Genomic DNA, 24668 nt, shown 5'->3' on the forward strand with positions numbered 1-24668 from the left:
ATGCTGGGGGGCTGCCGATCACCATTAGAGCGGGGGCTTCCTACTGCGACAGTACGGTTGCATTTGGGATGATACGGCGCGGCAGGGTTGATATCACGATTCTTGGAGCCCTTCAAGTAAGTGAAGTGGGGGATCTCGCTAATTGGATTGTCCCGGGAAAGCGGGTGCCAGGCATGGGCGGTGCCATGGAATTGGCTGCAAAGGCAAAAAAGGTCATCGTCTTAATGGAACATACCGATAAAGCGGGCATGTCTAAATTAGTCAAAAAATGTACGTTGCCGTTAACCGCCAAGAAATGCGTACATATGATCATCACTGAGCTAGGGGTGTTTTCTGTAAATTCGGAAGGCCTTTTATTAACTGATGTATTTGAACCGTTCAGTATTCAGGAAATCAGGAATCGGACCGAAGCCTTGTTTACCGTCTCAGAAAACATCCATATTTTAAAAGAATGAGAGAGGAGAATGGATATGTATGAGGAAAAAATAAGAAAATGGTTGAATGATTCAAGGACGAATGGGATTCAGCTTTTGCAAAAACTGGTTCAGGAACCGAGTAAAAGGGGGCAAGAAGGAAGTGCACAAGCCATAGTGGTCGAGAAGTGCAGACAACTGGGTCTTGAAATAGATCTATGGGAAATCGGGGATGAACAATTAAGGAAACATCCCCATTTTTATTGTGACCGCAGGGATTTTAAAGGGAATCCGAACCTTGTGGCTATTAAAAGAGGAACCGGCAAGGGGAAATCCCTCATTTTAAACGGCCATATTGATGTAGTTCCTGAAGGAGATCATGCAGCATGGCATGATGATCCGTATAGCGGCAAGTTAATGGACGGAAAAGTGTTCGGGCGGGGAACGACAGATATGAAAGGCGGCAATGTTTCTTTATTGCTAGCCATTGAAGCGATTGTCGAATCTGGAATCCAATTAAAGGGGGATTTGATTTTTCAGAGTGTGATTGAGGAGGAAAGCGGTGGTGCCGGTACACTTGCGGCAGTCATCCGAGGGTACGAAGCTGATGGGGCAATCATTCCGGAGCCTACCAATATGAAACTATTTCCTTTACAGCAAGGTTCGATGTGGTTTCGACTGAAAATAAAGGGCAAGTCTGCACATGGAGGCACGAGGTATGAAGGAGTCAGTGCAATTGATAAATCGGTTAGTGTAATGAAAGAAATCAAGAGGCTTGAACAAGAACGGAATGAGTCACTCCGTCATTCACTCTATAAAAATGTACCCATCCCCATTCCGATCAACATAGGTAGCATTCAAAGTGGGAATTGGCCTTCTTCCGTGCCGGATATAGCCGTACTTGAAGGAAGATTCGGTGTCGCACCTAAAGAGACCATGGAAGAGGCACAGAAATCACTAATACAGCGAATAGATGCTTTAAACCAGAGTGATGAATGGTTCAAAGAAAAACCTATTGAATTAGAATGGTTTGGGGCCAGATGGCTCCCTGGCAATCTCGAAATGGATCATCCGCTTATGAAAACCATTGGCACATACTATGAAAAAGTGGTGGGGGAAGCCCCGCTTGTCGAAGCGTCCCCTTGGGCGACGGATGGAGGGTATCTTTCAGGGGTTGGTTCGACTCCCGTAGTTGTATTTGGACCAGGGGAAACAAAAATGGCCCATGATTCCAACGAATATATAGAAGTGAATAAAATGATGGAGGTTGCAGAAATCATCGCATTGACCATAATTGAATGGTGTGGCGTGGAACCGCAATAATTATTTTCCCCGGGGTCTGATTCTAGAAGGGGTCAGGCCTTCTTTTACAATGATCGATTGATGTGAAAGGAGTGAGACAAATGGAGACGGGAATGATTGAAAAAAGAATTCAAAAGCAAAGGTGCACAATACATATCACGATCGACCAATTTAATAAGCGGGTCAGGGTTGATGATTATCTAGGTCATTTTCAAGAATGCGTAGAGGAGTCTCTGAAGGTAGCTAAAGGTATGTCAGCGGAGAAAATCATCTTCAAGTCACGCAAGGAAAACGTTCTGGAATTACTTGCCCAGGGCTTTTTATATGAAGGAAGCATTGATAAATTCTTTTTGGGAAGCGATTGTTTCTTCCTTGTTAAATATAAGAGGAATGAAAGGCGAAACAGTGAAGAATGGGAAAAGGAAGATCAAATCCTCTCGGATATTCAGAGTCTGCCGATAAAAACCGGACTAGATGATCCACCTTCAGCTTATCAAGGCCGTATGGCGGAAGTTACCGATGCACTTCAGCTGTCACAATTGTATGGGAAAGTCTTCGAAGTGTATCCCACTCCGATGAATGATCCGTCATATGTGAAAAAGTGCATGGAAAAGGGAACGGTTTTTTATGTTTTTGTTCATGAAGGGAGAATCGTCAGTGCTGCTTCCGCAGAAATTGATTCTTTTTATCGTAATGCGGAAATCACTGATTGTGCAACATTGCCGGAACATCGGCAGTATGGTTTGATGAAACACTTGATTTCCGCACTAGAAGACTATCTTATTTCGCATGGGATTTTTTGTATCTATTCAATTGCCCGGTCGCTCTCATTCGGTATGAATGCTGCATTGCATCAGCATGGATACTCGTACCGCGGACGGTTGGCCAATAATTGTTATATATTCAATAAACTGGAAGACATGAACCTTTGGGTGAAAAATTTTACTTGAATGCTCATTTTTAGGCGGTTCATGACAAGTTTTTGGCATTTCCTCATATACATCTAGGAATAAGGTCTAGAGGAGGGATATCTTGCCAAGTGAATTTTTTAATACAAGTGAAGTGTTGGAAGCGATATTAGAAACCATTGATGAAGGCATTCATGTGATAGATCCAAAAGGACAGACCATCTTTTATAACGGAGTGGCGGCCAATCATGATGGGATGAAAAGAAGTGAGGTGCTTGGAAAACCGTTGCTTGAAGCCTTTCCTTCTTTGAATCACAAATCATCGACATTACTCCGGGTCATTAAATCTGAAAAACCAATCTACAACCATAGTCAATCGTATGTAAATGCACATGGGCGAATCATTGAGACGCTAAATACGACGCTCCCCATATATGTGGATGGGTTTATGATAGGTGCAATAGAAATTGCCAAGGATTATTCAAGCTTGAAGCAATTATCTGAAAGATTGGCTGACCTGGAAAGYTCGCTCAAGACAATCAAAAGTCCTGAAAAAAAAACGCCTGGGAACGGCCGATTGTATTCTTTTACTGAAATCCTGACAAATGATACGGGGTTTAAAGGTTTGATATCACAAGGGAAAAAGGCTGCCCGCTCCTCTTCATCGGTATTGGTTTATGGGGAAAGTGGTGTAGGAAAAGAGCTTTTTGTTCAAAGCATCCACAAGGATTCGAGCCGCAGCAAAGAACCATTCATTGCGCAAAATTGTGCTGCCTTGCCAGAAAATTTATTGGAATCTCTCCTATTCGGTACCGCTAAAGGAAGTTACACTGGTGCCATGGAACGCCAGGGATTGTTTGAATTAGCCAACGGCGGAACCTTGTTTTTGGATGAATTGCAATCGATGCCGATTGACTTGCAAGCAAAGCTTCTGCGTGTGCTTGAAGATGGGTTCATAAGGAGGATAGGCGGTACAAAGAGTGTTCAGGTGGATGTCAGGATCATGGCAGCGATGAATATAAATCCTATAAAGGCGGTATCGGAAAACAGGCTGAGGCCAGATTTATTTTACAGATTAAACGTATTGAGCTACGAGCTGCCTCCGCTAAAGGAACGGACTGATGACATACCCCTTCTTACAGAACATTTCATATCAATTTTTAACAGTAAATTAGGACTGTCCATAAAGGGCATTGATGAGCAGGCAAAGGTTTTTTTTCAGGAATATCATTGGCCTGGAAACGTAAGGGAGCTAAAACATACGATAGAATTCATGATGAACCATACTGAGAAGGATGTTTTGAACATGGAAGATCTGCCCCAGTTTTTAAAAAAGGGTTCCCCTTCCTCATCAGAAAAAATAATTCCCCTTCGTGAGGCCATGATTGAAATGGAAACAAAATTGATTACTGAGGCACTTCTTCAAACGAACGGAAATGTTTTTCAGGCATCGAGGCTATTGCAGATTCCAAGGCAGACCTTACAATATAAAATAAAAAAACATATTTGAATCTGAAAAAACCGGATGCAGCCAGCTGTCCGGTTTTTTTTAGGTGCCTTCGAATTTTGGTGTCATTTTGGCACACTTCTTGCATTTAATACTACTATCATAACTCAGGAGGTATAACCATGTTATTTGACTTATATAAGCCAGATCGCAATTGGAAAGATATAGAGCTCTGGAAAGATGTAACCGAAGAACAATGGAACAACTGGCTGTGGCAGCTTACGAATACGATCCGAACTGTTGATGATTTGAAAAAGGTGATAAACCTGACTCCGGATGAAGAGGAAGGTGTGAGGATTTCCATAAAAACCATCCCATTGAATATCACCCCATATTATGCTTCGTTAATGAATAAAGATGACCCAAGGTGTCCAATCAGAATGCAATCGGTTCCCATCTCGGAAGAAATGCATAAAACCAAATATGACATGGAAGACCCCCTTCATGAGGATGAGGACTCCCCTGTACCGGGACTGACCCATAGATATCCGGATCGTGTCCTTTTTTTGGTGACGAATCAGTGCTCCATGTACTGCCGTTATTGTACGAGAAGACGCTTTTCAGGCCAAATTGGAATGGGCGTGCCCAAAAAACAATTGGACGCTGCAATCGGTTATATACGTGACACACCGGCAGTTCGGGATGTCCTTATTTCCGGCGGTGACGGATTATTGATCAATGATACGATCCTTGAATATATCCTCAAAAATTTAAGGGAAATTCCTCATGTTGAAATAATCAGGATAGGTACACGGGCTCCGGTTGTTTTTCCTCAAAGAATCACTGAAAATTTATGTACCATTTTAAAAAAGTATCATCCGGTTTGGCTGAATACTCATTTCAATACCTCGATCGAAATTACCGAAGAGTCAAAGAAAGCATGTGAGATGCTTGCCGATGCAGGGGTACCTGTGGGTAATCAGGCCGTTATTTTAGCGGGGATAAATGACAGTGTCGCTATCATGAAAAAGCTGATGCATGACCTTGTCAAGATTCGGGTTCGACCATACTATATTTATCAGTGCGATCTATCGGAAGGCATCGGTCATTTCAGGGCTCCCATATCAAAAGGGATTGAAATCATCGAGGGACTACGTGGCCATACATCCGGGTATGCCGTTCCAACCTTTGTTGTCGATGCACCAGGGGGTGGCGGGAAAATCACATTACAACCGAATTATATCCTTTCACAATCACCGACAAAAACAGTGCTTCGTAATTTTGAAGGAGTGATTACAACATATCCCGAACCTGAGCACTACACACCAGGGCTTGCAGATGATTATTTCAAAGGGATATACCCTGAAATGGAAGAAAAACGGTCAGATATAGGAATTGCTGGTTTGATGAACGACAAGCAATTTAATTTGGTCCCTGAAGGACTGAAGCGAATGAATCGACGGGAAAATTATGGGACCAACCCAGAGCATGCTTCATTGAAAAACCAGCGTGAAAAGAGAGATCTGTTAAAAGAAAAGAAATTCCAGGCACAGCAAAAAAAGAGCACTCCAAAGGGAGATGAATAGCATGGAGACGTGTCCATGGTGTGAGAAAGGGAAGCTTGCATCGGTAAAGGGGACGGTGTATTGGGAACTGCCGGATGGTTCGAGGGCTGTTGAAATTGATGAAACGCCATCGTTCCATTGTGATAATTGCCATGCGCTATTTCAGAGTGATGAAACGACTAAAGAGATTGAAGACCAGCTGTTTTTAATTGATACGAAACAGTTAGGGAAACAGACGACGTATGACGGGTTATTGAAGATGAAGCGGGTGTTAAAGCGGAATTATTTTGACTTTGGGGAATAACAAAATAATTAGAAGTTGCCTCATCTACTTTTTTTGGTGAGGTTTTTCTGTGCGCCCGGCGGTGCGGTCTATAGGGTGCACATCTCGAACGGTGAAGGCATTAGTAGCGGTGGCTTTCCGTGGTGACGCGGAATTCTGAAGTGAATTGAGATGGATTATTTAGAAGCCTCTTTTGGAGAGGTCTTTTGAAATTTCTTTAATAAAACAACTAATTTTTATTTTCAAAATACGAAGAGCAGAAATAATAATGAAGCTAATTAACAAAATTAAGGTCCCTGCGGCTGTCGTAATGTTCTCGTAAATCTTACCAGGTAACAGCAACGAAGTGATAATAATCACCGCCATCTGCGAGGTTCAAAAGGAGTGTTGTTACCCCAAATAAATGAAACGGTCATCGTTGAAAAACCAGCTAAGATAATAGTTGCGTTATTTATCCAGTGCCGTTACAAAAGGACTTTCCTTTTATTAAACGCCACATGTGCAGCCATATAAACTGCAAGTCGGAGTGAAATGATATAAATCACCACTTGTATTATTAACATAATGATAACCGCTTTGGGAGCATCTTCCTTCCTTTTAAGTCTCATGGCCATAAGTCCAATTACTTCTTCCTCCATAACCGTAAAAGTCATAGATTAAGAATGACCAAAAACCTTTCCAGCCTTTCGGGAAATAGTTCATTGACTAAAATTAGGCAACCCAGCATGTTTTACATCCCCGTGAATCCATCCGACACGGCAGCCCTGCAAGAATAATAAAATAATAATAGCCGCCGTTTTGATAACGGTCAGTAAATAAAACCCTCATTGCCGATTAAAACGACAATAATCGTGAGAATGGCGTATCCAGCTGCAAAGAGCCAAAGAGGAACATTTGGAAACCAAAATCTTGATAAGGTCGAAAGAGCCGTTAATTGGCCACCCATAAGGAGGATGTTTGAACTCCAATAGTTCCAGCCGCGCTAAATATGACCCAACGCCCATAAGCTTGTTTGCATAGTAGCAGAAATATCCAACTTGAGGATCTTCAGCCGTCATTTTAACAATATAGGTTCCAATAGCTGCGAAAAAAATCCAGTACAAATAGTGCAGCAAACCCCTATTAAGGACAATTGCCACCTTTTTAAATTTTCTTCTTCACTACCCTTATTATGACCACTAGGAAAAAAAATCCATGCAGTAACTCCCCACATATTCAAATTCCTTTTCAAAGCAAGTAGGTATTTAGATTACCTGTTTCTCTGAACATTCTCTATTGAATTCATACATATTTATCCCGCCTAAAAATGCAATTGTGAGAAATTACCATTCTTAATACGCGTTTTTTGGGATAACTTCATTTTTTGTGGATAACTTAGAAATGAAATCTTAAATCTTAAATGAAAGGATACATATATGAAAACAAAATGGGTTTTATTTGCTATTCTTTCTACCATAGTCAATCTGCTTTCTGGCTGTGAATCATTAGCGGTCTTAGATCCTAAAGGACCTCAAGCCCAAACGCAAGCAAATGTGATTTGGCTATCAATTGCGATCATGACGGTTATTGTTATTGTTGTTTGTGCTATTTTAGTCTTTGTGTTAGCGAAATACCGTGACTCTAAACTACCTAAAGATTATGAACCACCCTACATTGAAGGGAATCATGTTGTTGAATCGATTATTGTGGGGGTGCCAATTTTAATCGTCATTTTCTTCTCCGTTGTTTCTGTAATTTCCAACAATAAAGTGGAAGCCACGCCGGAAGGGTACAAAGGTCAAGATCCATTAGTTATTTACGCTTCGTCATCTGACTGGAAGTGGCATTTTAGTTATCCAGAAAACGATATCGAGACAATAAACTACTTGTATATTCCAACAAATCGACCACTTGAATTTAAACTTTATTCATTCGGGCCTATCACGAGTTTCTGGATTCCACAACTTGGCGGTCAAAAATATGCCATGTCTAACATGGTGACCACATTACACTTAGCAGCGGACGAATCAGGGGAAATGATGGGACGAAATGCAAACTTTAGTGGGAAAGGATTCGCAGAAAATACGTTCCACGTCGAAGCGATATCTCAAGATAAGTTTGATGAATGGGTAAAGGAAGTTAAAGAAACTGCGAATCCTATTACTGAAGTAAGATTCAATGAATTATTAAAACCGGGTCATGAGGGACAGTTAACGTTTACTGGAACACATTTAGGCTTCTCACCAGCTCCAGAAGGTGAAAATGCTGGACATCATCATGGTTCAAGTGACTCTAACTCGAATTCAAAAGGTGAACATATGGAGCATGATCATAAGTCAAGTAATAGTAAAGAAAAATCAGCACACAATCATGAATAATTTCTTAGTCCAACTCAAGAAAAATCGTTTCAGAAAGGAAACACAAAAGTATGGGTTTTTTCTCTAGATTTCTTATACCAAATCCTAGTCCTGTCATTTACTCATCAATGGTGGCCATTGGTGTTACTGTTCTCTTGATCATTGTTGGTTTAACCCACTTTAAAAAATGGTTTCATTTATGGAGTGGCTGGCTTACAACGGTCGATCATAAAAGAATAGGTATTATGTATCTTATATCTGCGTTGTTGATGCTATTTCGTGGTGGAGTAGATGCTGTGATGATGCGTGCGCAACTTGCCGTACCGGATAACAAATTATTAGATTCACAGCACTATAATGAAATTTTTTCAACACACGGGGTTGTGATGATTCTCTTTATGGCGATGCCGTACATTATGGCCTTAATGAATTTCGTAGTGCCATTACAAATTGGAGCCCGAGATGTAGCATTCCCACGTCTAAATGCCATAAGTTTCTGGTTGTTTTTTATGGGTGCGATGCTATTCAACATCTCTTTTGTAATTGGTGGTTCTCCTGATGCAGGGTGGTCATCTTATTTCCCGCTTGCAGGTAATGAATTTAGCCCGCATGTTGGAACGAATTATTATATGATTGGTATTCAGATAGCCGGAATAGGCACATTAATGACGGGGATAAACTTTTTGACGACCATTCTTAAAATGAGAGCACCTGGTATGACATTAATGAAACTGCCAATGTTTACATGGTCTTCTTTAGTCACAAGCATTATTATCATTTTCGCATTCCCTGTATTAACAGTGGCGCTGATCATGGGAACAATGGATCGACTATTCGCAACCAAGTTTTTCACAATCACTGATGGCGGTATGGATATGCTTTGGGCTAACCTGTTCTGGGTTTGGGGACATCCTGAAGTATATATCTTAATCTTGCCTGCATTTGGTCTTTTTAGTGAGATTATCCCAACCTTTTCACGACGTAACCTATATGGCTATCGATCAATGGTTGCTTCAATGGTATTTATCTCTATATATTCATTCTTCGTTTGGACGCACCATTTCTTTACAATGGGGCAAGCAGCATATGTTAATAGTATTTTCTCGATTACAACGATGGTAATTGCTATTCCGACTGGAATCAAGATCTTTAACTGGTTGTTCACGATGTGGAAAGGTAGAATCAGATTTACTGTACCTATGCTTTATTCAATAGGTTTCATACCTCTTTTCACAATAGGCGGAGTTACCGGGGTTATGCTTGCGATGTCAGCGGCGGATTATCAATACCATAATACAATGTTTTTAGTAGCTCACTTCCACAATGTCATTATTCCGGGTGTAGTATTTGCTGTGCTTGGTGCCGGTACTTACTACTGGCCGAAAATGTTTGGTTTCATGTTAAATGAAAGAATTGGGAAATGGGCGTTCTGGTTTCTAACCATTGGTTTTTGCTTAGCATTCTTCCCTATGTATATCACTGGTTTAGATGGTCAAGCACGTCGTATGTACACATTTTCTGAATCGACTGGATTTGGACCATTGAATATGATTTCGTTTATCGGGACAGCATTAATGGCAATCAGTTTTGTATTAATCGTATATACGATTTATTATAGCATTCGCCATGCTTCAAGAGATGTTAGTGATGATCCGTGGGATGCACGTTCCCTTGAATGGGCTACTCATAACCCCGTACCAGAATATAACTTTGCTATTATTCCACAAGTGAACTCAAGGGAAACGTTTTGGGATGCTAAATATAAAGGTCATGAATTATTCAAGGGTGACTATGAAAAAATTCATATGCCCAATAACACCGGCGGACCGTTTATCATGTCCTGCATCTTCTTTGTCTTTGGATTTGCGTTAGTATTCAGCATATGGTTTCTTGCGATTATTGGGTTAATCGGTATCTTTGTTTGCATGGCTTATCGTTCATTCGAAATAGATCATGGGCATTACATTTCTGTTGAAGAAATTAAAGAGACAGAAGCAAAATTTGGGGGTGTTAGTAAATGGAAATAGATCACTCGCAACCTCTTGAATATAGTACGGAACAAAATCGTCTAAATATTTTAGGCTTCTGGATTTTCCTTGGAGCCGAAATTATGCTTTTTGGCACACTCTTTGCATCATATTTTACATTAGTTGATCGTACGGGTAACGGTCCTATTGGAGCAGAAATTTTTGAAATCACTCCAGTACTTGCTGAAACATTTTTGCTCTTAACAAGCAGCTTTGTCATCGGGCTTGGAATTCATGCAATGCGACTTGGCAACAAGAAAGCCATGTTGACATTCTTCGTAATCACTCTTCTTCTTGGAGTAGGATTCATAGGATTTGAAATTACTGAGTTCATTACCTATTATCGCGAAGGAGCTACACTGCAAACTAGTGCATTTACATCGATGCTCTTTACAACATTAGGGACACATGGAGCACATGTTACATTAGGACTTTTCTGGGGGTCATTCATTATCCTTCAAGTGAAAAACCGCGGATTGACACCTGAAACAGCCAATAAATCCTTCATTTTTTCTCTTTACTGGCATTTCCTGGATATCGTTTGGATCTTCATCTTCACCTTTATCTACATGAAAGGAATGACATAAACATGAAGGAATTTTTCCCGGCTAAACAAGTATGGGGTTTTGTATTTTCATTGATTTTGACGGTTGTAGCCCTTTTGGTTTACTTTTTCAATATGTCAAAAGCAACAGGCATGACGATTTTTATATTGACAGCATTCATACAAGCAGCTGTTCAACTAGTTGTGTTTATGCACGCTCGAGAAACTGATGATAGCAAATCAATTTTTATGACTCTATATTGCGCTATATTCCTAGCTCTAATTACTGTCTTGGGTACAATATTATGTATGATCTGGGGTTGGAGTTATTGATATGAAACAGTTTGGAAAACAGAAGGTGAATGAAGAGTAATTGAAGTTGGAAATAGGGACAATGAGCCATGAATAGGGAAAAGTTTAGAATGCACTATCACAATATAACTGCTGATAAAGGGGGATGGCTTTTGTAATTCCCTTTTAAGGTTATTTCCAACGTTTAAACATTCTCGCTATTCAAATTAAATAATACACTCTACTCTAATGGATGCATTGTTATTTAAGTATATGTATTTAATGTTTTGCTTATGGAATCTAACTAATGGGGGTCTTTAGTGACAGAAACAAGCGATTTGCTGGGGGAAATAGCCACTGATAGTGCCTGGGGAAAAGTAATAGCAAGGTGTTTGATGTGGGGAAAGGGTATCAAAAAGAAATTACTATTTCTCCAGATGCAATGAAAGCTTATCAAGAACTTCATCGTGAAAATCCTACTCGTGAGTTATATGTTCTTCATACTAATCGTAAGAACCTCAATATCAAAAAAATGTGTAGGTGTAAGGCGATAGTGAAAAGACTGGATTTATTACAGCAAATAAAAGCAATAAATAATATGGAAAAACTAACAATAGGTCCAATTGGAAGGCAAGTAGAGATGATTATTCTATACTTGCCTTTTAATTTATATGTACTCACTTATAAAGTAAGTTAAACAAAAGCTAAGTTCTTTTTGTTCATTAAAGTAACAGATGGTGCTAGCAAAAGGAATCAGTTGAACAACCGTGTGTCTTTTGGCTTCTTTTCGCATGTTTTCTTTAGATAAGACACACATCCCATACTTACAATAAAAAACGGTGTCCCTACATTCGTGTTGATGCTCCAGGGGGAGAGGGGAAATCACACTGCAGCCGAATTATCTGATCGTTTATCTTCCATATCAGGATATACCCCAATAATCATCCGCAAGTCCAGGAGTATAATGCTCAGTATATGTTGTTATCGCACCTTCAAAATTTCGCAGCACCGTTTTTGTTGGATATTGTGAAAGGAACGAATGCATCGACGGGAAAATTACGTGACTAACCCAGAACATGCGTAATGAACATGAAATGGCTGTTGAAACTTAACTACTTTGACTTTTAGAATGGCTCTTTTCGTAAAGATTGTTGTTTTTAAAACGAAACTATTTAAGGTTGATTGGAGCGGAAGTGCGAGACTCCTGCGGGAGCAGCGGGACAGGTGAGACCCCACAGGCGTTTACGCCGAGGAGGCTCACCGCCCGCACCAAGGAAAGCGAGCATCTGGAGGGGAAATCAACCACAACTCACTACCTGGTAAATAGCAACAAAGTATGTGAAAACAGTCTTCAGAATAAAGGATAAATTACCAATCCCCTCATTTTAGGCAGAAAAAGCGTAAATCGCTTTTTCTATCTTTGATGAAGGGGATTTTCCCAATCACTAAAAGTAAACAATCGGGTCATTGAATATTTGAAGCAATACCGCCCATTATGCGGCATGAATGACCATGCTTTTAATGATGAACATAAAGGCTAAAGCGTGAATGAGTACAAAAAATTTCCCGTCTTTACAAGGATGGAATTAATAAGGAATGAGAAGGATATTTATATTGTATTTTCAGCTTATATCGAATGCGGTTATTGTAGAAAAATCGTATATTTTTATAAATTGAGGAAGAAAAAACCAAACCGATTTCTAAAAAAGTGGACGGAAGCGAAAGTTTCCGATATATTAAAGCAGAAATCATAGTTATTTTAGGGGGGCTCGACATTATGAGACCATTTTATTTATATTTAATGAAATTTCGACAACCAAAGGAAATTGATTCAATCACTAAATTTGCCAATCATGCCTATCAGGATCATGGCTTTCCAAAACAATCGACTGATTATAATGAAGTGAGCAGTTATTTAGAATTGAATGCAGACTATCTCGAAAGTATGTCAGTATTCGATCATGCATGGGAACAATATGTCCAAATAGAAGAAGGACTCCTATTGGGAGATCAGGAATAGGGAGGATCGGAAGGATGCTTAAAAGCCTTCAAACCCGAATTTTGCTTTATTCTTTACTTATAGCAAGTGTTCCTGTTCTGATATTGGGAATCATATCCTATGAATCACAACGGTCCCTGCTGGAAAAGGAAGCAAAAAATGCCTTGAATGCAGGTTCGATGAATATTGTAAATGAAGCATATAGCTATTTGAATGAACGGATCAGTGATGTGAAGTTAATGAGTACGAATTCGGTAATCATCAATCCTGACTCTTCAAAAGAAGAGAAGTCAGTTGAACTAAAAAAGTTTATCGATGCAAAAGGAAATTATTACGGTGTCTTGCATTTGGATATGGAAGGCAATGTCATTGCAGATACCTCCAATAAAATGATAGGGGATAACCTCGCGAAGAGAATATGGTTCAAAGAGGCCAAAGAAGGTCATGAGTTCCTTTCTGACGTATATAAAACCCAGGCTTACTCAGAACCCATAATTGCTTTAAGTGCGCCGGTATATGATAGTACAGGGAAGATGACCGGTGTTGTGTCTCCAGCTTTCCGATTGGAAGGGCTTTGGGAGATGATGGAGAAAAAGGCTAATGAAATTAGCGATAAATACCCAGTGGACTTTTTCATGATTAATCAGGACGGTACCATGATTTCGAAAAAAAAACCACATGGCGTCATTCAGGATTCAGCCTTGGAGGAAATGGGATTAACGAAGGAACAACTGATGGAAGCTTCGTTATCGGATGAATTGTACAGTGCAGAGAATGGGGAAAAAATCCATTCTATCCAGCCTGTCCATACGATAGCACAAACGGAGAATAAGTGGTTTGTTGTTGTTGGTGCAGATAAGAAACAGGTGTTTCAGCCTTTGAATGACCTTTTATCACGGTATCTGACCATATACAGCATCGTATTTGTTTCTATCATTCTGGCAGTCTATTTACTTACAAAGACTCTTGTGCGTCCAGTTCAAGATCTTGTCGAAGCGACTGAAGATTTCATTGAAGGGAAGGAATTCGTCGTTTCCCATAAAAGAAGCTTCGAAGAAATGGAAAAATTGAATCTCGCCTTTCTAAGAATGATGGAAACGATAGAAGATCGTGAAAAGGAAATCGTCCGTACAGAAAAATTAAAATATGTTGGCCAGCTTGCTGCCGGGGTCGCCCATGAAATCAGGAACCCGCTTACGACAATAAAGGGCTTTTTCCAACTATTGAAGAGCCAGGATCATGATAAAACATTAATAGAAAAATATAGTGATGTCATGCTGCATGAAGTGGATCGGGTCAATGTATTCGTGACACAACTTCTTGATTTGGCTAAACCTCATCAATTAGAATGGGAGAAAATAGATTTAAAAGATTTCCTTGATGAAATTATAGATACCTATACTTCTTCAATTCCTAGTTCTCCTGTAAAATTAATTAATGGAGTGACACAATCCGTCTTTGTTTATTCAGACAAAAACCGGTTAAGACAGGTCCTCTTGAATGTCCTGAATAATTCTTCTGAAGCTATCGAAGCAAAAGGCCAGATTGAACTACTCCTGACTGCCGTGTCCCAATATGTAAAATTAATGATCAGAGATGATGGAAAAGGCATCAGTCCCGAGAATTTTAAAAAAATCGGCATGCCCTTTTATACCACTAAACCTGATGGAAACGGCTTAGGTGTAGCGACCTGCATCCAGATAATGGAGGAATTAAAAGGGAGATTCCAAATTGAGAGCGTTTACGACGAAGGAACGAAAGTGACGCTCATAATCCCTACTACGAACCGTCTCATAAAATGAGACGGCTTTTTGGTTGTAGTAAAATAATGTACAGGGTTTTTCATTCCTCTTTAATAAAATGGCAAGTTACTTATCTAAATGAGCAAAATGCCCTCTCTTTTCCATTAACCTCCATGTTTGTTTGTGCATATAATTTACTAATCAACGATAAGGACCATATTGGGGGATGTCTCTTATGGGCAAAAAAAAACAGCCGAAATATAAATTAGGCGATACAGTCGTAATAACAATGTATGGGACAGTCGGGAAAATAACCGATGTCAAATTTCTCGATGGTGCTTATGTGTATGAAGTGAACTATAGTGAAGGTCTTTATATCGAAAAAACATTGCAATCCATAAATGAATATGAAGGAGAAATCCTTTATCAAAAAGAACAAATCGATATTGAATATAAATATTTATTAGGTGACTTAGTCCAGGTAGATGGATATGAACAGGATTATTTCAAGATAATCGGTTATCGAACGGAGATTTGGCGCTATAAGGAAAATGCCTGGGAGGATGTAATCTATGAGTTATCAAGAATCTCGGATGGTGAATGGCTTGAAGCGCATGAAGAAGAACTGACTTTGATAGCCGATGCTAAACGTGCAGATGGGATCATTAAAAAGTTAGGACTGCTCCTTTCTAAAAAGAATAATGAGCTTGCTATCATTGCTAAACAAAACAACCCTGGTAAAGGTGAGCGAGAAATGACAATGACAAAAAATGAAAAAAAGGAAATGATTGATGGACTGTTGGATTTATATAATGATTATTGTAAGCTCTATGAACATTTTGGCGATGATGAATATCGTCATATCATGAAGATTGCCCTTGCTAAAATTGAAAAAGCGGCAGAGGAAATTTACCCAGATCATAAAAAAAAGCAAACGAAGTGAAAAGTATGCCAAACTTTTAAAGGGTCAATTTCCAAGTTTCTTAAAAAACCATATAATTGGCCGAGAAGGGACCATGGTAAATGTAGGTCCTTAAAATGATTTTCCATAATGGAATGCCTTACTGGAATATTTGTCTCTACACACTCATAGACCTTTAATTAAGGGGGCGATGATTTGCGAGAAATTGAGGTTTTTATTGATACAGAAGAGATAGCGGAATTCTTTTTTCAAGAATTGATAAGACGGGGCTATCTTCCAACAGAAGCTGAAGTTGAAGATCTTGCTGACATCACATTCGAGTATCTTCTTGAAAAATGCATAATTGATGAAGAAGTCGATGAGTAACCTGTCATACGACGGTTAGCAGCTTCCTTTCCCTTAATTTTAAAAACCATTAAAAAAAGACGGCGGACCTCCGCCGTTTTGTTTGCAATTTAGAAGAGGGTGCCAAAAGCCTTTTCTTGATTACCAGTTTTCCTTATCTTTTAAGTCTCTAGGATAAGGTTCAATTTTCCTAACTTGTGGCTGATATGGTATAGTAGTTTTGAATATCATTTCAACCACAAGTTAAGGAGGACATAGTTGTATGAGCGTACATATTGGTGCAAAAGAAAATGAAATTGCGGAAACGGTCTTACTTCCTGGGGATCCGTTGCGTGCAAAATATATTGCTGAAACATTTTTAGAAGATGCTAAACTTTACAATGAAGTTCGTAACATGTTTGGATATACAGGAACGTATAAAGGGAAACGAATTTCTGTCCAAGGCACAGGCATGGGTGTCCCATCCATTTCCATCTACGTAAATGAATTGATGAACAGCTATAATGTCCAGAAACTGATTCGTGTGGGAACTGCAGGGGCCATTCAAAAAGATGTAAAAGTCAGGGATGTAATCCTTGCGATGAGTGCTTCCACCGATTCCCAAATGAACCGCATGACTTTCGGAGGAGTGGACTTTGCCCCAACCGCGGATTTCGATTTACTAAGAAAAGCTTATGATGCGGGTACAGCTAAGGGCTTGCAATTGAAGGTCGGCAATGTATTTACGGCCGATCAGTTTTATAACGATAATAGCGAATTGGAAAAATGGGCAAAATACCAAATCCTTGCGATAGAAATGGAATCAGCAGCCCTATACACGCTTGCTGCTAAATTTGGCCGCCAAGCTTTATCTGTATTAACCATTTCCGATCACATCTTAACCGGTGAGGAAACATCGTCGGATGAGCGCCAGTCAACTTTTAACGAAATGGTTGAAGTGGCATTGGAAGCAGCTATCCAAGACTGATAATTGGCTGTGTTACGGCGGGTGACCAGGAATAAGTGATGCTGGATAATGAAAGTTGGGATAGAGGCTCATTCATTCCTTGGTATCCGCATTTTTGTAATGTCGAGGCTCATTCAGGAATTGCCTGGGTGTCCTTAGTGTTCCATTTGATTTACCGTTTACTGAGGGTTAAAAAAATACATATGATCATAAGTTGTTATTTTTGATAACAATTATTTTTCGATTGGCATGAAAGCTGATAAAATAGAATGAAATCGTTTATATCGTCATGAAGAATGAAAGTGGTGAGGCTAAGTGGAAGAAGAAAATCAAAAACAGCCAAAAGAGGCAGGGAAATTCATTAAAATAAAGAAGTTTACGTTCATTATGGGGATTTTCTTAGTCATATTTCTAACAGCAGGGATTACTACAATAGCCTTGACCTTTGGAGATGAAAAAGTAGATTCATTAGCACCTGATAAACATGCGGAATTTGAAAAGCTGTATTCTACATACGATACAATAAAGGGTAACTACTATGAAAAGATTGATCAAGACAAGCTGGTTGACGGGGCAATTAATGGAATGATTAAATCATTGGATGACCCCTACTCTGCATATATGGATAAAAAGGCAGCATCTAGTTTCCATGAGAGCATCTCTTCATCTTTTGAAGGAATCGGTGCAGAGATTCAGGAGCAGGATGGAAAAATCATGGTCGTCTCACCAATAAAAGGGTCCCCCGCAGAAAAAGCAGGGGTAAAACCGAATGATATCATTTTGAGTGTGAACGGTAAAAGCGTTGAAGGACTAAGCTCTTCTGAAGCTGTCCTGAAAATCAGGGGCAAAAAGGGTACGAAAGTGGATTTGTCCATCTCAAGAGCTGGTGAGTCGGAACCGATTGAGCTCACGATTAAACGTGACACAATTCCGATTGAAACAGTTTATGCGGAAATGCTTGATGATGGAGTTGCAAAAATTCAAGTGACCAGTTTTTCCGAACATACAGTCCAAGAGCTGAAAACGTCGCTTGAAGAGATGTCGAAGAAGGATATGAAGGGTCTGGTATTGGATTTGCGAGGAAACCCAGGGGGACTGCTTGACCAAGCAATAGAAATGGCAAGCCTGTTCATACCTAATGGGAAAGTGGTCCTTCAAGTTGAGGATCGCAGCGGGAAAAAAGAAGTCTATAAATCGAAGAATGATGGAGAGCTGAAGATACCGGTAGTCGTGTTGATTGATGATGGCAGTGCCAGCGCTTCTGAAATTGTTGCGGCCGCTGTCAGTGAATCTGCGGACATTCCTTTGATCGGTGTCAAATCATTTGGAAAAGGGACTGTGCAGACTGCCCAAGACTTTGATGATGGGTCTAACTTTAAATATACGGCAGCCAAATGGTTGACTCCTGAAGGCAATTGGATTCATAAGAAAGGGATCAAGCCGGATATTACTGTGAAGCTTCCTGATTATGCCAGCCTTCCGTACATTTCGCCTGATAAGGAATTGAAAGCATCTGATTCCTCCAGTGAAGTGAAAGCAGCCGAAGAGATGCTGAAGGTAGCAGGCCATGATCCTGGTAAGATAGATGGATTCTTTGATGAAGCAACTACAAATGCGGTAAAAGCGTTCCAAAGGGAACAAAAAATTAAAGAAACTGGTACCATCAAAGATGATACTACCGTGAAATTGATGCAGGTCATACGGGAAAAAATACTAAAAAACGACACACAAGTGAAAAAAGCGGTTGAAGTATTAAAGAAAGAAATCAAATAAATGGAAAAGTCTGTCAGCGATTATCGATGGCAGGCTTTTTTGTCGTTCAATGAATAGTATTCCAATATAAGGTAAAAGATATGGTTAATTTTCCGATGAGGTGAGGTAATGAAAGAAAAGGTACTGTTCATATATCTAATGGTCTGGATTCTGGCAGGTTGCACCTATGCGCCTTTACCCAAACAAAATGGAAATGCAGGTACGGAAAAAAAGATAACCAAAGAAGTGACCCAAGAAGGCGTGAAAACATTTCTGTTAATTGGTGTTGATTCTCGCGGGGAGGGTAAATCTCGATCAGATGCGATTATACTGGCAAAATACTTTCCAGAGCAGGAAAAACTAAAGCTGGCTTCCATTATGCGTGATAGTTATGTGAAAATCCCTGGGGATAAATCAGCATATAACAAAATAAATGCTGCTTATTATTATGGTGGAAAGGAGCTGCTAAAGAAAACCATTCAGGAAAACCTTGATGTCAAGGTCGATCATGTTGCAGTAATTGACTTTCAGGGATTTGTGAAGATGGTGGATTTGCTTGCCCCTGAGGGGGTAGTGGTGGATGTGGATCAGGAAATTATTGATGATATGAGTATTCAAGCAAGCGTTGGTAAAAATGTTTTACATGGTGAGGAAATATTGAAATATGTCCGTTTTAGACATGACGATGAAAGTGATTTTGGAAGGGTAGAGCGTCAACAGGAAGTATTGGTTCAATTAAAATCAGCGTTTATAAATCAAATCTCGTCCTTCGAAGGGATAGCGGCCCTTCCTAGTATAATCGAACAAGGACTTTCGTATTTAAATACTGATATTGGGGTGAAAACGATAATGGAAATGGGTCCAGAAGCCGTCTTCCATACACCGGACACCGTTGAAACTCTAAGGATCCCCGTAGAAGGAAGCTATAAAGATGAAATATATCCCCATACCGGAGCCGTGTTGGAAATGGACTATACTAAAAATAAGAAGGCACTTCAAGAATTTTTTACAAAATAAGAATAACTATTCATCATTTGTTATCGAAAACATCAATCGAAAGAGGTGATTTGTTCAAATCACTTAAATTATTTTATAATAGACCTCGCAAGAATATTACTATTTGATCTGCTTTTAAAAAACGAGAGGGATACTTAAATCCGTCTCGTCTTTTTATAGCAATAAAATGACCTGGATCACTTAACAAAATGCGGAATGTTTTTTACAAAATCAGATGCAATGATACCGTTTTCTGTAATGATGCCGGTAATTAGCTGATTTGGTGTAACGTCAAAGGCTGGATTGAATGTCTTCACGTTTTCCGGAGCGATCCGTACACCTTGAATGAAGGTGATTTCCGCTTCATCCCGTTCTTCAATCGGGATGGATGAGCCGGATTTGATAGAAAGGTCGAATGTGCTTGATGGAGCAGCCACATAAAAAGGGATACTAAAGTGCCTAGCTAATATGGCCAATCCCAATGTCCCGATTTTATTGGCTGTATCACCATTAGCCGCAATTCTGTCGGCCCCAACTATAATTCCATTGATCCGTTTCTGAAGAATCGTATGTGCAGCCATATTATCAGATATTAAGGTGACGTCAACCCCTGATTGCATCAGTTCCCAAGCAGTCAAACGCGCCCCTTGCAGGACAGGTCTGGTTTCACAAGCGTACACTTTTAGCGGAAAGCCCCTTTCTTTTGCAAGGTGGAATGGAGCCAATGCTGTTCCATAACGGGCTGTGGCAATCCCACCAGCGTTGCAATGCGTTAGGATGGAATCACCTTTAGCGAATAAGGATAAACCATGTTCCCCAATTTTCCTGCACATTTCTTCATCCTCAGTAAAGATGGCTTTGGCCTCCGTTACAAGTGCTTCCTTGGCAGCTGAAATGCTTTGTGCTGCTTGCAAGGTGCTTTCCATCCTCCGTAATGCCCAAAAAAGGTTGACCGCAGTAGGCCTGGAAGAGGCGAGCTTTTCAATATGCCCCGTTACATTCTTCTTGAATTCCCCTATTTCAGTGGTTGTTTCCTGTTTGGCACCAAGTGCAACGCCAAATGCTGCCGTCAGTCCGATTGCTGGGGCGCCGCGTACCTTTAATGTCAAAATGCTGTCGTATACATCATCAACTGAATGAAGTTCAATGAATTCAGTTAAGGAAGGCAGGGCCTGTTGATTTAATAATGTAATATGGGTATCATCCCATTGGACTGAATATGGTAAGGGTGCTAGTGTCGTCATGTACAGGTCTCCTTTTAAAGGGTTGAATAAAATGGAAGTGTATGGTTTTTCAACGCATCAATGACAGCTGGAACATCCAATTCTTCCCGTTTTTTAATTAAAAAAGCACCAATCTTCAATGTTGTCGTTTTTGCAGCGATCCTAGATTCTTTATCTTCAATGACATTTAGATCGGCAACATGGGAAAGGCCAATGGTTCGCCGAATCAGTTCGCATCCGGCAAAACCGAATGCATCCCTTTTGAATTTAGCCAGTAAATAAGGTAGATAACCCTTCACATTGCGGAATGGGCTTATATTTTGGGTGTTCCATAGTTCAGTATATGCTTCTTCAAAGGCATTCCAAAATTGATGGAGGTGTGTGAAAATCTCTTCCTTTCCAGGGCCATTACGTGTGACTGCCTGAAAAAGAAGGTTGGCTGTGTATTGACCTAGGTCAAAACCAACTGGGCCATAAAAAGCGAATTCTGCATCAATAACCTTTGTTTCAGTTTCACTTGCAAATATACTTCCTGTATGTAAATCTCCATGAAGCAAGGATTCCTGCTCGGTTTCAAAGCTTTGTTTCAGCTTGGCGACTTCAAGTATCACATCTTGATCATTCCAAATACTTTTGGCGGCATCAGTCAATTCCACCTCGAAATCTCCGGGGAGCTCCTCGAAAAAAGGATCCGTGAAAATGTAGACTTCAGTGATTCTGCAAAGCTCCGGATTCGTGAAGTGTCGGGCCACTTCTTTTTTCGCAGAGGGTTCTAAATGATAATCGGATGTATAAAATGCCGTCTTCGCTACATACTCACCGATATGCTGTGAAAGCAATGGATATGGATCACCATCGATTAATCCTGTTCTAACGATTTTCAAGTGCGATAAATCTTCCATGACTGTGATCGCAAGCTGTTCATCCGAATAATAGACTTGCGGTACGAATTCGGGGCAATAGCTTTTGAAATGAATAAGTGCATTCGCTTCAATGGCAGCCCTTTTCAATGTCAGCGGCCAGCTTTCGCCAATTACCTTGGCATATGGGACAGCCTGTTTGATTATTATTCCTTTATTTGTATCAGTTTCTGTAATATGAAAAACATAATTTAAGTTACCATCTCCGATTTCTTTACAGTTTAAACTGGCATCCGCATTGATCAACCCAAGTTTTTTTGCAAAGGTTACAGCTGTTTCGTTTGTCAATCTTTTAAAATTCGAATGGTTTTGAGTCATTTTTTTCCCTCCAGGTTCAAAATAAGAATAAAAAAGCCTCTTTCATATAGAAAGAGGCAGAAGTTTTGGCTTCGGACCTCTCATCTCCCAGAAAAATGAATTCTGGTGGAATTAGCACCGTGCTCTGTGGATTTTATAATCCGGCGGTGGATCCGCCCCATTTCACAATGGTATTACAGTCGGTTGCTGGGCTTCATAGGGCCTTTATCCCTCAGCCTGCTCTTGATAAGAGTATATGTATTCTGAAATTTTAATCTTCGGGAAAATAATATCAACTTTTTAAATAGTTTGTCAATGGGGAAATTAATAAAAGTCCGGCCGGCGATCTTCGAATACAGGTATTTTGTTACGTGCTTCCGTAACTTTAGTGAAGTCCAAGGTGCCTGTCAATAGTTCGTTTTCTTCTCCCGCTTCACTTACGATAACTCCCCATGGATCAATAATCAAGGAATGACCAGCAAATATATTATTGATATCCGAACCTGAACGATTAACGGCTACAACATAGGCTTGGTTCTCGATGGCACGACTAATCAATAAGGCTCTCCAGTGATCGAGTCTGGGCTTAGGCCATTCTGCGGTTACGAATAGAACTTCGGCACCTTGAACAGCATGGGCTCGCTGCCATTCCGGGAAGCGGATGTCATAACAAATGAATCCAGCACATATTTTTTCATCAAGAGTGAATAAACCTTCTTTTTCACCTGGCTGCAGGTAGCGATGTTCATCCATCAATTGAAATAAGTGAAGCTTATCATACTCTTTAATGAGTTTTCCATCCTTATTGATGATGATCATGGTGTTATAGATACCCTTGCTCGTTTTTTTGGCAATGGAACCGCCTACGATGTGAATCTCGTGTTTCCTTGCCTGTGTTTTAAGGAATTCAATCGTTTTTTCCGCCTCTTGATCAGCAATCTCATTTAACCTGGTCAAGTCGTATCCAGTTGTCCAAAGCTCTGGTAAAATGACGATATCGGGTTCTGACCGTGCTGCTTCTTCCAACCATTGTTCCGCAACCTGAAAATTGATATCCGGTTGCCCGAATGCTATATCCATTTGAATACAGGCTATTTTCCACTTCATCGTTTAAAACCCCCACATGTAAAAAATGCTTTACAAGACTATGATAAACATATATCATTTGTGACTAGAATTTCAAGAAATTTCAGAGAAGGTGTATAAATGTTGCAATTCGAAAAATCCGGAAAGCTTCAGGACCTGCCAAAGCAGTTTTTTGCCTCACTTGTCGCAAAAGTCAATGCGATTACGGCACAAGGACATGATGTCATTAATTTAGGCCAGGGAAATCCTGATCAACCGACGCCTGAACATATCGTGAAAAGTTTACAGACTGCCGCTGAAAGATCGATTAATCATAAATATTCACCATTCCGGGGACATCAATATTTAAAGGATGCCGCTGCCGTCTTTTATGAACGTGAATATGGAGTCAAGCTGGATCCAAATAGTGAAGTGGCGATTCTCTTTGGAGGAAAGGCAGGTCTTGTCGAACTGCCGCAATGTTTATTAAATCCAGGTGATACGATCCTGGTCCCTGATCCCGGCTATCCGGATTATCTTTCAGGTGTAGTGTTAGCCCAGGCAAAAACCGAATTCATGCCCTTGACAGAAGAAAATGGTTTTCTTCCGAATTACAAAGTTATACATAAAGACGTGCTTGATAAAGCCAAAATGATGTTCTTGAACTATCCGAATAATCCCACTGGTGCTTCTGCAACTGAAAGTTTTTTTGATGAAACCGTCTCCCGCGCAAGAGAGCATTCAATTTGTGTGGTCCACGATTTCGCTTATGGAGCGATAGGGTTCGACGGAAAAAAACCGACAAGCTTTCTCCAGGCAAAGGGAGCGAAGGATGTAGGAATAGAAATATACACACTATCGAAAACATACAATATGGCAGGGTGGAGAGTTGGCTTCGCAATGGGGAATAAAAGTGTCATAGAGGCTCTTGAACTATTACAAGACCATCTTTATGTGAGTCTCTTCCCGGCGATACAGGAAGCAGCGGCAAGTGCATTGCTTGACTCGCAGAGCTGTGTAGAGGAATTAGTGAAGATGTATGAGGGGCGCAGGAATGTTTTCATTGAGGGATTAAGGGTAATCGGCTGGGAAGTCAAAGCTCCTGAAGCATCGTTTTTTGCCTGGCTCAAGGTACCAAAAGGTTTTACGTCAGAGAGTTTTGCAGACTATTTATTAACGCATGCCCACGTAGCTGTTGCCGCAGGGAATGGATTCGGTGAATTTGGCGAAGGTTACGTAAGGGTAGGGCTTCTGACTTCGGAAGAGCGGTTAAAAGAGGCTGTGGAACGAATTCGCACACTAAACTTATTTTAACGAAGGATTGAGGTATCCAATCTATCCCACC

24 protein-coding genes, 1 pseudogene and 1 riboswitch are annotated in these 24668 nt (G+C 40.2%); of the genes and pseudogenes, 20 read left to right on the top strand and 5 right to left on the bottom strand.

Features of this window, described 5'->3' with window-relative positions; all coding sequences use genetic code 11:
• The 6 genes from AC1DVK_RS14145 to AC1DVK_RS14170 form a co-directional block, all read left to right on the top strand.
• A partial coding sequence (locus tag AC1DVK_RS14145; protein WP_477626742.1) for a CoA-transferase occupies positions 1-455 on the top strand: 455 nt, incomplete at its 5' end.
• A gap of 9 nt (positions 456-464) precedes the next feature.
• Positions 465-1736: a peptidase gene (locus AC1DVK_RS14150; RefSeq protein ID WP_410860955.1), complete on the top strand. Its 1272-nt coding sequence runs from the start codon at positions 465-467 to the stop codon at positions 1734-1736.
• An 80-nt stretch (positions 1737-1816) separates the two neighbouring features.
• Entirely contained in the window at positions 1817-2665 is an 849-nt protein-coding gene (gene ablB / locus AC1DVK_RS14155; RefSeq protein WP_477626743.1) for a putative beta-lysine N-acetyltransferase, read from the top strand.
• A gap of 82 nt (positions 2666-2747) precedes the next feature.
• The gene (locus AC1DVK_RS14160) at positions 2748-4133 is read left to right on the top strand and encodes a sigma-54 interaction domain-containing protein (RefSeq protein WP_410860952.1); all 1386 of its coding nucleotides are present in this window, start codon (positions 2748-2750) and stop codon (positions 4131-4133) included.
• 119 nt (positions 4134-4252) lie between these two features.
• Complete coding sequence (gene kamA, locus AC1DVK_RS14165) at positions 4253-5656, top strand: lysine 2,3-aminomutase (RefSeq protein ID WP_410860951.1); 1404 nt, start codon at positions 4253-4255, stop codon at positions 5654-5656.
• 1 nt (position 5657) lies between these two features.
• The gene (locus AC1DVK_RS14170; protein WP_089364039.1) at positions 5658-5939 is read left to right on the top strand and encodes a YokU family protein; all 282 of its coding nucleotides are present in this window, start codon (positions 5658-5660) and stop codon (positions 5937-5939) included.
• A 210-nt stretch (positions 5940-6149) separates the two neighbouring features.
• On the opposite strand, the pseudogene AC1DVK_RS14175 reads toward AC1DVK_RS14170, so the two are convergent.
• Positions 6150-7131: pseudogene (locus AC1DVK_RS14175) on the bottom strand (amino acid permease); the annotation flags it as partial.
• 202 nt (positions 7132-7333) lie between these two features.
• Between AC1DVK_RS14175 and qoxA the strand changes: the two are divergent.
• From qoxA to AC1DVK_RS14200, 5 genes are all read left to right on the top strand, one after another.
• Positions 7334-8275, top strand: a complete 942-nt coding sequence (qoxA, locus tag AC1DVK_RS14180; protein WP_318686430.1) for a cytochrome aa3 quinol oxidase subunit II — start codon at positions 7334-7336, stop codon at positions 8273-8275.
• Positions 8276-8325: 50 nt separating this feature from the next.
• The gene (qoxB, locus tag AC1DVK_RS14185; protein ID WP_061463594.1) at positions 8326-10281 is read left to right on the top strand and encodes a cytochrome aa3 quinol oxidase subunit I; all 1956 of its coding nucleotides are present in this window, start codon (positions 8326-8328) and stop codon (positions 10279-10281) included.
• Positions 10272-10868 carry a cytochrome aa3 quinol oxidase subunit III gene (gene qoxC, locus AC1DVK_RS14190; RefSeq protein WP_061463593.1) on the top strand — a complete coding sequence of 199 codons (597 nt, stop codon included), beginning with the start codon at positions 10272-10274 and terminating at the stop codon, positions 10866-10868. The genes qoxB and qoxC overlap by 10 nt, the downstream gene beginning before the upstream one ends.
• Before the next feature lie 2 nt (positions 10869-10870).
• On the top strand, positions 10871-11158 hold the full coding sequence (gene qoxD / locus AC1DVK_RS14195) for a cytochrome aa3 quinol oxidase subunit IV (RefSeq protein ID WP_089364036.1): 288 nt from the start codon (positions 10871-10873) through the stop codon (positions 11156-11158).
• Positions 11159-11504: 346 nt separating this feature from the next.
• Positions 11505-11813 (top strand): hypothetical protein, encoded by a 309-nt coding sequence (locus AC1DVK_RS14200; protein WP_477626744.1) that lies wholly within the window; start codon positions 11505-11507, stop codon positions 11811-11813.
• A 225-nt stretch (positions 11814-12038) separates the two neighbouring features.
• Here the strand turns inward: AC1DVK_RS14200 and AC1DVK_RS14205 are convergent, their stop codons facing one another.
• Positions 12039-12194 carry a hypothetical protein gene (locus AC1DVK_RS14205; RefSeq protein WP_477626745.1) on the bottom strand — a complete coding sequence of 52 codons (156 nt, stop codon included), beginning with the start codon at positions 12192-12194 and terminating at the stop codon, positions 12039-12041.
• A 73-nt stretch (positions 12195-12267) separates the two neighbouring features.
• Between AC1DVK_RS14205 and AC1DVK_RS14210 the strand changes: the two genes are divergently transcribed.
• The 8 genes from AC1DVK_RS14210 (at position 12268) to AC1DVK_RS14245 (ending at position 19839) form a co-directional block, all read left to right on the top strand.
• Entirely contained in the window at positions 12268-12483 is a 216-nt protein-coding gene (locus AC1DVK_RS14210; protein WP_477626746.1) for a hypothetical protein, read from the top strand.
• Positions 12484-12893: 410 nt separating this feature from the next.
• Positions 12894-13136 carry a YozE family protein gene (locus AC1DVK_RS14215; protein WP_061463589.1) on the top strand — a complete coding sequence of 81 codons (243 nt, stop codon included), beginning with the start codon at positions 12894-12896 and terminating at the stop codon, positions 13134-13136.
• A 14-nt stretch (positions 13137-13150) separates the two neighbouring features.
• Complete coding sequence (locus AC1DVK_RS14220; RefSeq protein WP_477626747.1) at positions 13151-14917, top strand: ATP-binding protein; 1767 nt, start codon at positions 13151-13153, stop codon at positions 14915-14917.
• 175 nt (positions 14918-15092) lie between these two features.
• On the top strand, positions 15093-15800 hold the full coding sequence (locus tag AC1DVK_RS14225; protein WP_061463587.1) for a hypothetical protein: 708 nt from the start codon (positions 15093-15095) through the stop codon (positions 15798-15800).
• 174 nt (positions 15801-15974) lie between these two features.
• Entirely contained in the window at positions 15975-16145 is a 171-nt protein-coding gene (locus AC1DVK_RS14230; RefSeq protein ID WP_064505166.1) for a YozD family protein, read from the top strand.
• Positions 16146-16386: 241 nt separating this feature from the next.
• Entirely contained in the window at positions 16387-17091 is a 705-nt protein-coding gene (deoD, locus tag AC1DVK_RS14235) for a purine-nucleoside phosphorylase (RefSeq protein ID WP_061463586.1), read from the top strand.
• A 294-nt stretch (positions 17092-17385) separates the two neighbouring features.
• Entirely contained in the window at positions 17386-18843 is a 1458-nt protein-coding gene (locus tag AC1DVK_RS14240; RefSeq protein WP_477626748.1) for a lmo1851 family serine protease, read from the top strand.
• A 108-nt stretch (positions 18844-18951) separates the two neighbouring features.
• Positions 18952-19839 carry an LCP family protein gene (locus tag AC1DVK_RS14245; RefSeq protein ID WP_477626749.1) on the top strand — a complete coding sequence of 296 codons (888 nt, stop codon included), beginning with the start codon at positions 18952-18954 and terminating at the stop codon, positions 19837-19839.
• Between the two features lie 176 nt (positions 19840-20015).
• On the opposite strand, the gene mtnA is transcribed toward AC1DVK_RS14245, so the two are convergent.
• The 3 genes from mtnA to AC1DVK_RS14260 all read right to left on the bottom strand — a co-directional run bounded on the left by mtnA (position 20016) and on the right by AC1DVK_RS14260 (position 23365).
• Positions 20016-21062, bottom strand: coding sequence for an S-methyl-5-thioribose-1-phosphate isomerase (gene mtnA / locus AC1DVK_RS14250; protein WP_477626750.1), 1047 nt, complete (start codon positions 21060-21062; stop codon positions 20016-20018).
• A 14-nt stretch (positions 21063-21076) separates the two neighbouring features.
• Positions 21077-22279: an S-methyl-5-thioribose kinase gene (gene mtnK, locus AC1DVK_RS14255; RefSeq protein WP_477626751.1), complete on the bottom strand. Its 1203-nt coding sequence runs from the start codon at positions 22277-22279 to the stop codon at positions 21077-21079.
• Positions 22280-22356: 77 nt separating this feature from the next.
• A riboswitch (SAM riboswitch) is annotated at positions 22357-22511 on the bottom strand.
• Between the two features lie 71 nt (positions 22512-22582).
• Positions 22583-23365 carry a carbon-nitrogen family hydrolase gene (locus tag AC1DVK_RS14260; protein ID WP_089364030.1) on the bottom strand — a complete coding sequence of 261 codons (783 nt, stop codon included), beginning with the start codon at positions 23363-23365 and terminating at the stop codon, positions 22583-22585.
• Between the two features lie 99 nt (positions 23366-23464).
• Between AC1DVK_RS14260 and AC1DVK_RS14265 the strand changes: the two genes are divergently transcribed.
• Positions 23465-24637: an aminotransferase class I/II-fold pyridoxal phosphate-dependent enzyme gene (locus tag AC1DVK_RS14265; protein ID WP_477626752.1), complete on the top strand. Its 1173-nt coding sequence runs from the start codon at positions 23465-23467 to the stop codon at positions 24635-24637.
• The last annotated feature ends 31 nt before the right edge of the window (positions 24638-24668 follow it).

The organism is Peribacillus sp. P4_B1 (genome assembly GCF_056402395.1).

Coding starts and splice junctions, on each gene's coding strand:
- AC1DVK_RS14150 (WP_410860955.1), top strand. CDS start 465: ATGGATATGTATGAGGAAAAAATAAGAAAATGGTTGAATGATTCAAGG.
- ablB (WP_477626743.1), top strand. CDS start 1,817: ATGGAGACGGGAATGATTGAAAAAAGAATTCAAAAGCAAAGGTGCACA.
- kamA (WP_410860951.1), top strand. CDS start 4,253: ATGTTATTTGACTTATATAAGCCAGATCGCAATTGGAAAGATATAGAG.
- AC1DVK_RS14170 (WP_089364039.1), top strand. CDS start 5,658: ATGGAGACGTGTCCATGGTGTGAGAAAGGGAAGCTTGCATCGGTAAAG.
- qoxA (WP_318686430.1), top strand. CDS start 7,334: ATGAAAACAAAATGGGTTTTATTTGCTATTCTTTCTACCATAGTCAAT.
- qoxB (WP_061463594.1), top strand. CDS start 8,326: ATGGGTTTTTTCTCTAGATTTCTTATACCAAATCCTAGTCCTGTCATT.
- qoxC (WP_061463593.1), top strand. CDS start 10,272: ATGGAAATAGATCACTCGCAACCTCTTGAATATAGTACGGAACAAAAT.
- qoxD (WP_089364036.1), top strand. CDS start 10,871: ATGAAGGAATTTTTCCCGGCTAAACAAGTATGGGGTTTTGTATTTTCA.
- AC1DVK_RS14205 (WP_477626745.1), bottom strand. CDS start 12,194: ATGTTCTGGGTTAGTCACGTAATTTTCCCGTCGATGCATTCGTTCCTT.
- AC1DVK_RS14215 (WP_061463589.1), top strand. CDS start 12,894: ATGAGACCATTTTATTTATATTTAATGAAATTTCGACAACCAAAGGAA.
- AC1DVK_RS14220 (WP_477626747.1), top strand. CDS start 13,151: ATGCTTAAAAGCCTTCAAACCCGAATTTTGCTTTATTCTTTACTTATA.
- AC1DVK_RS14225 (WP_061463587.1), top strand. CDS start 15,093: ATGGGCAAAAAAAAACAGCCGAAATATAAATTAGGCGATACAGTCGTA.
- deoD (WP_061463586.1), top strand. CDS start 16,387: ATGAGCGTACATATTGGTGCAAAAGAAAATGAAATTGCGGAAACGGTC.
- AC1DVK_RS14245 (WP_477626749.1), top strand. CDS start 18,952: ATGAAAGAAAAGGTACTGTTCATATATCTAATGGTCTGGATTCTGGCA.
- mtnA (WP_477626750.1), bottom strand. CDS start 21,062: ATGACGACACTAGCACCCTTACCATATTCAGTCCAATGGGATGATACC.
- mtnK (WP_477626751.1), bottom strand. CDS start 22,279: ATGACTCAAAACCATTCGAATTTTAAAAGATTGACAAACGAAACAGCT.
- AC1DVK_RS14260 (WP_089364030.1), bottom strand. CDS start 23,365: ATGAAGTGGAAAATAGCCTGTATTCAAATGGATATAGCATTCGGGCAA.
- AC1DVK_RS14265 (WP_477626752.1), top strand. CDS start 23,465: ATGTTGCAATTCGAAAAATCCGGAAAGCTTCAGGACCTGCCAAAGCAG.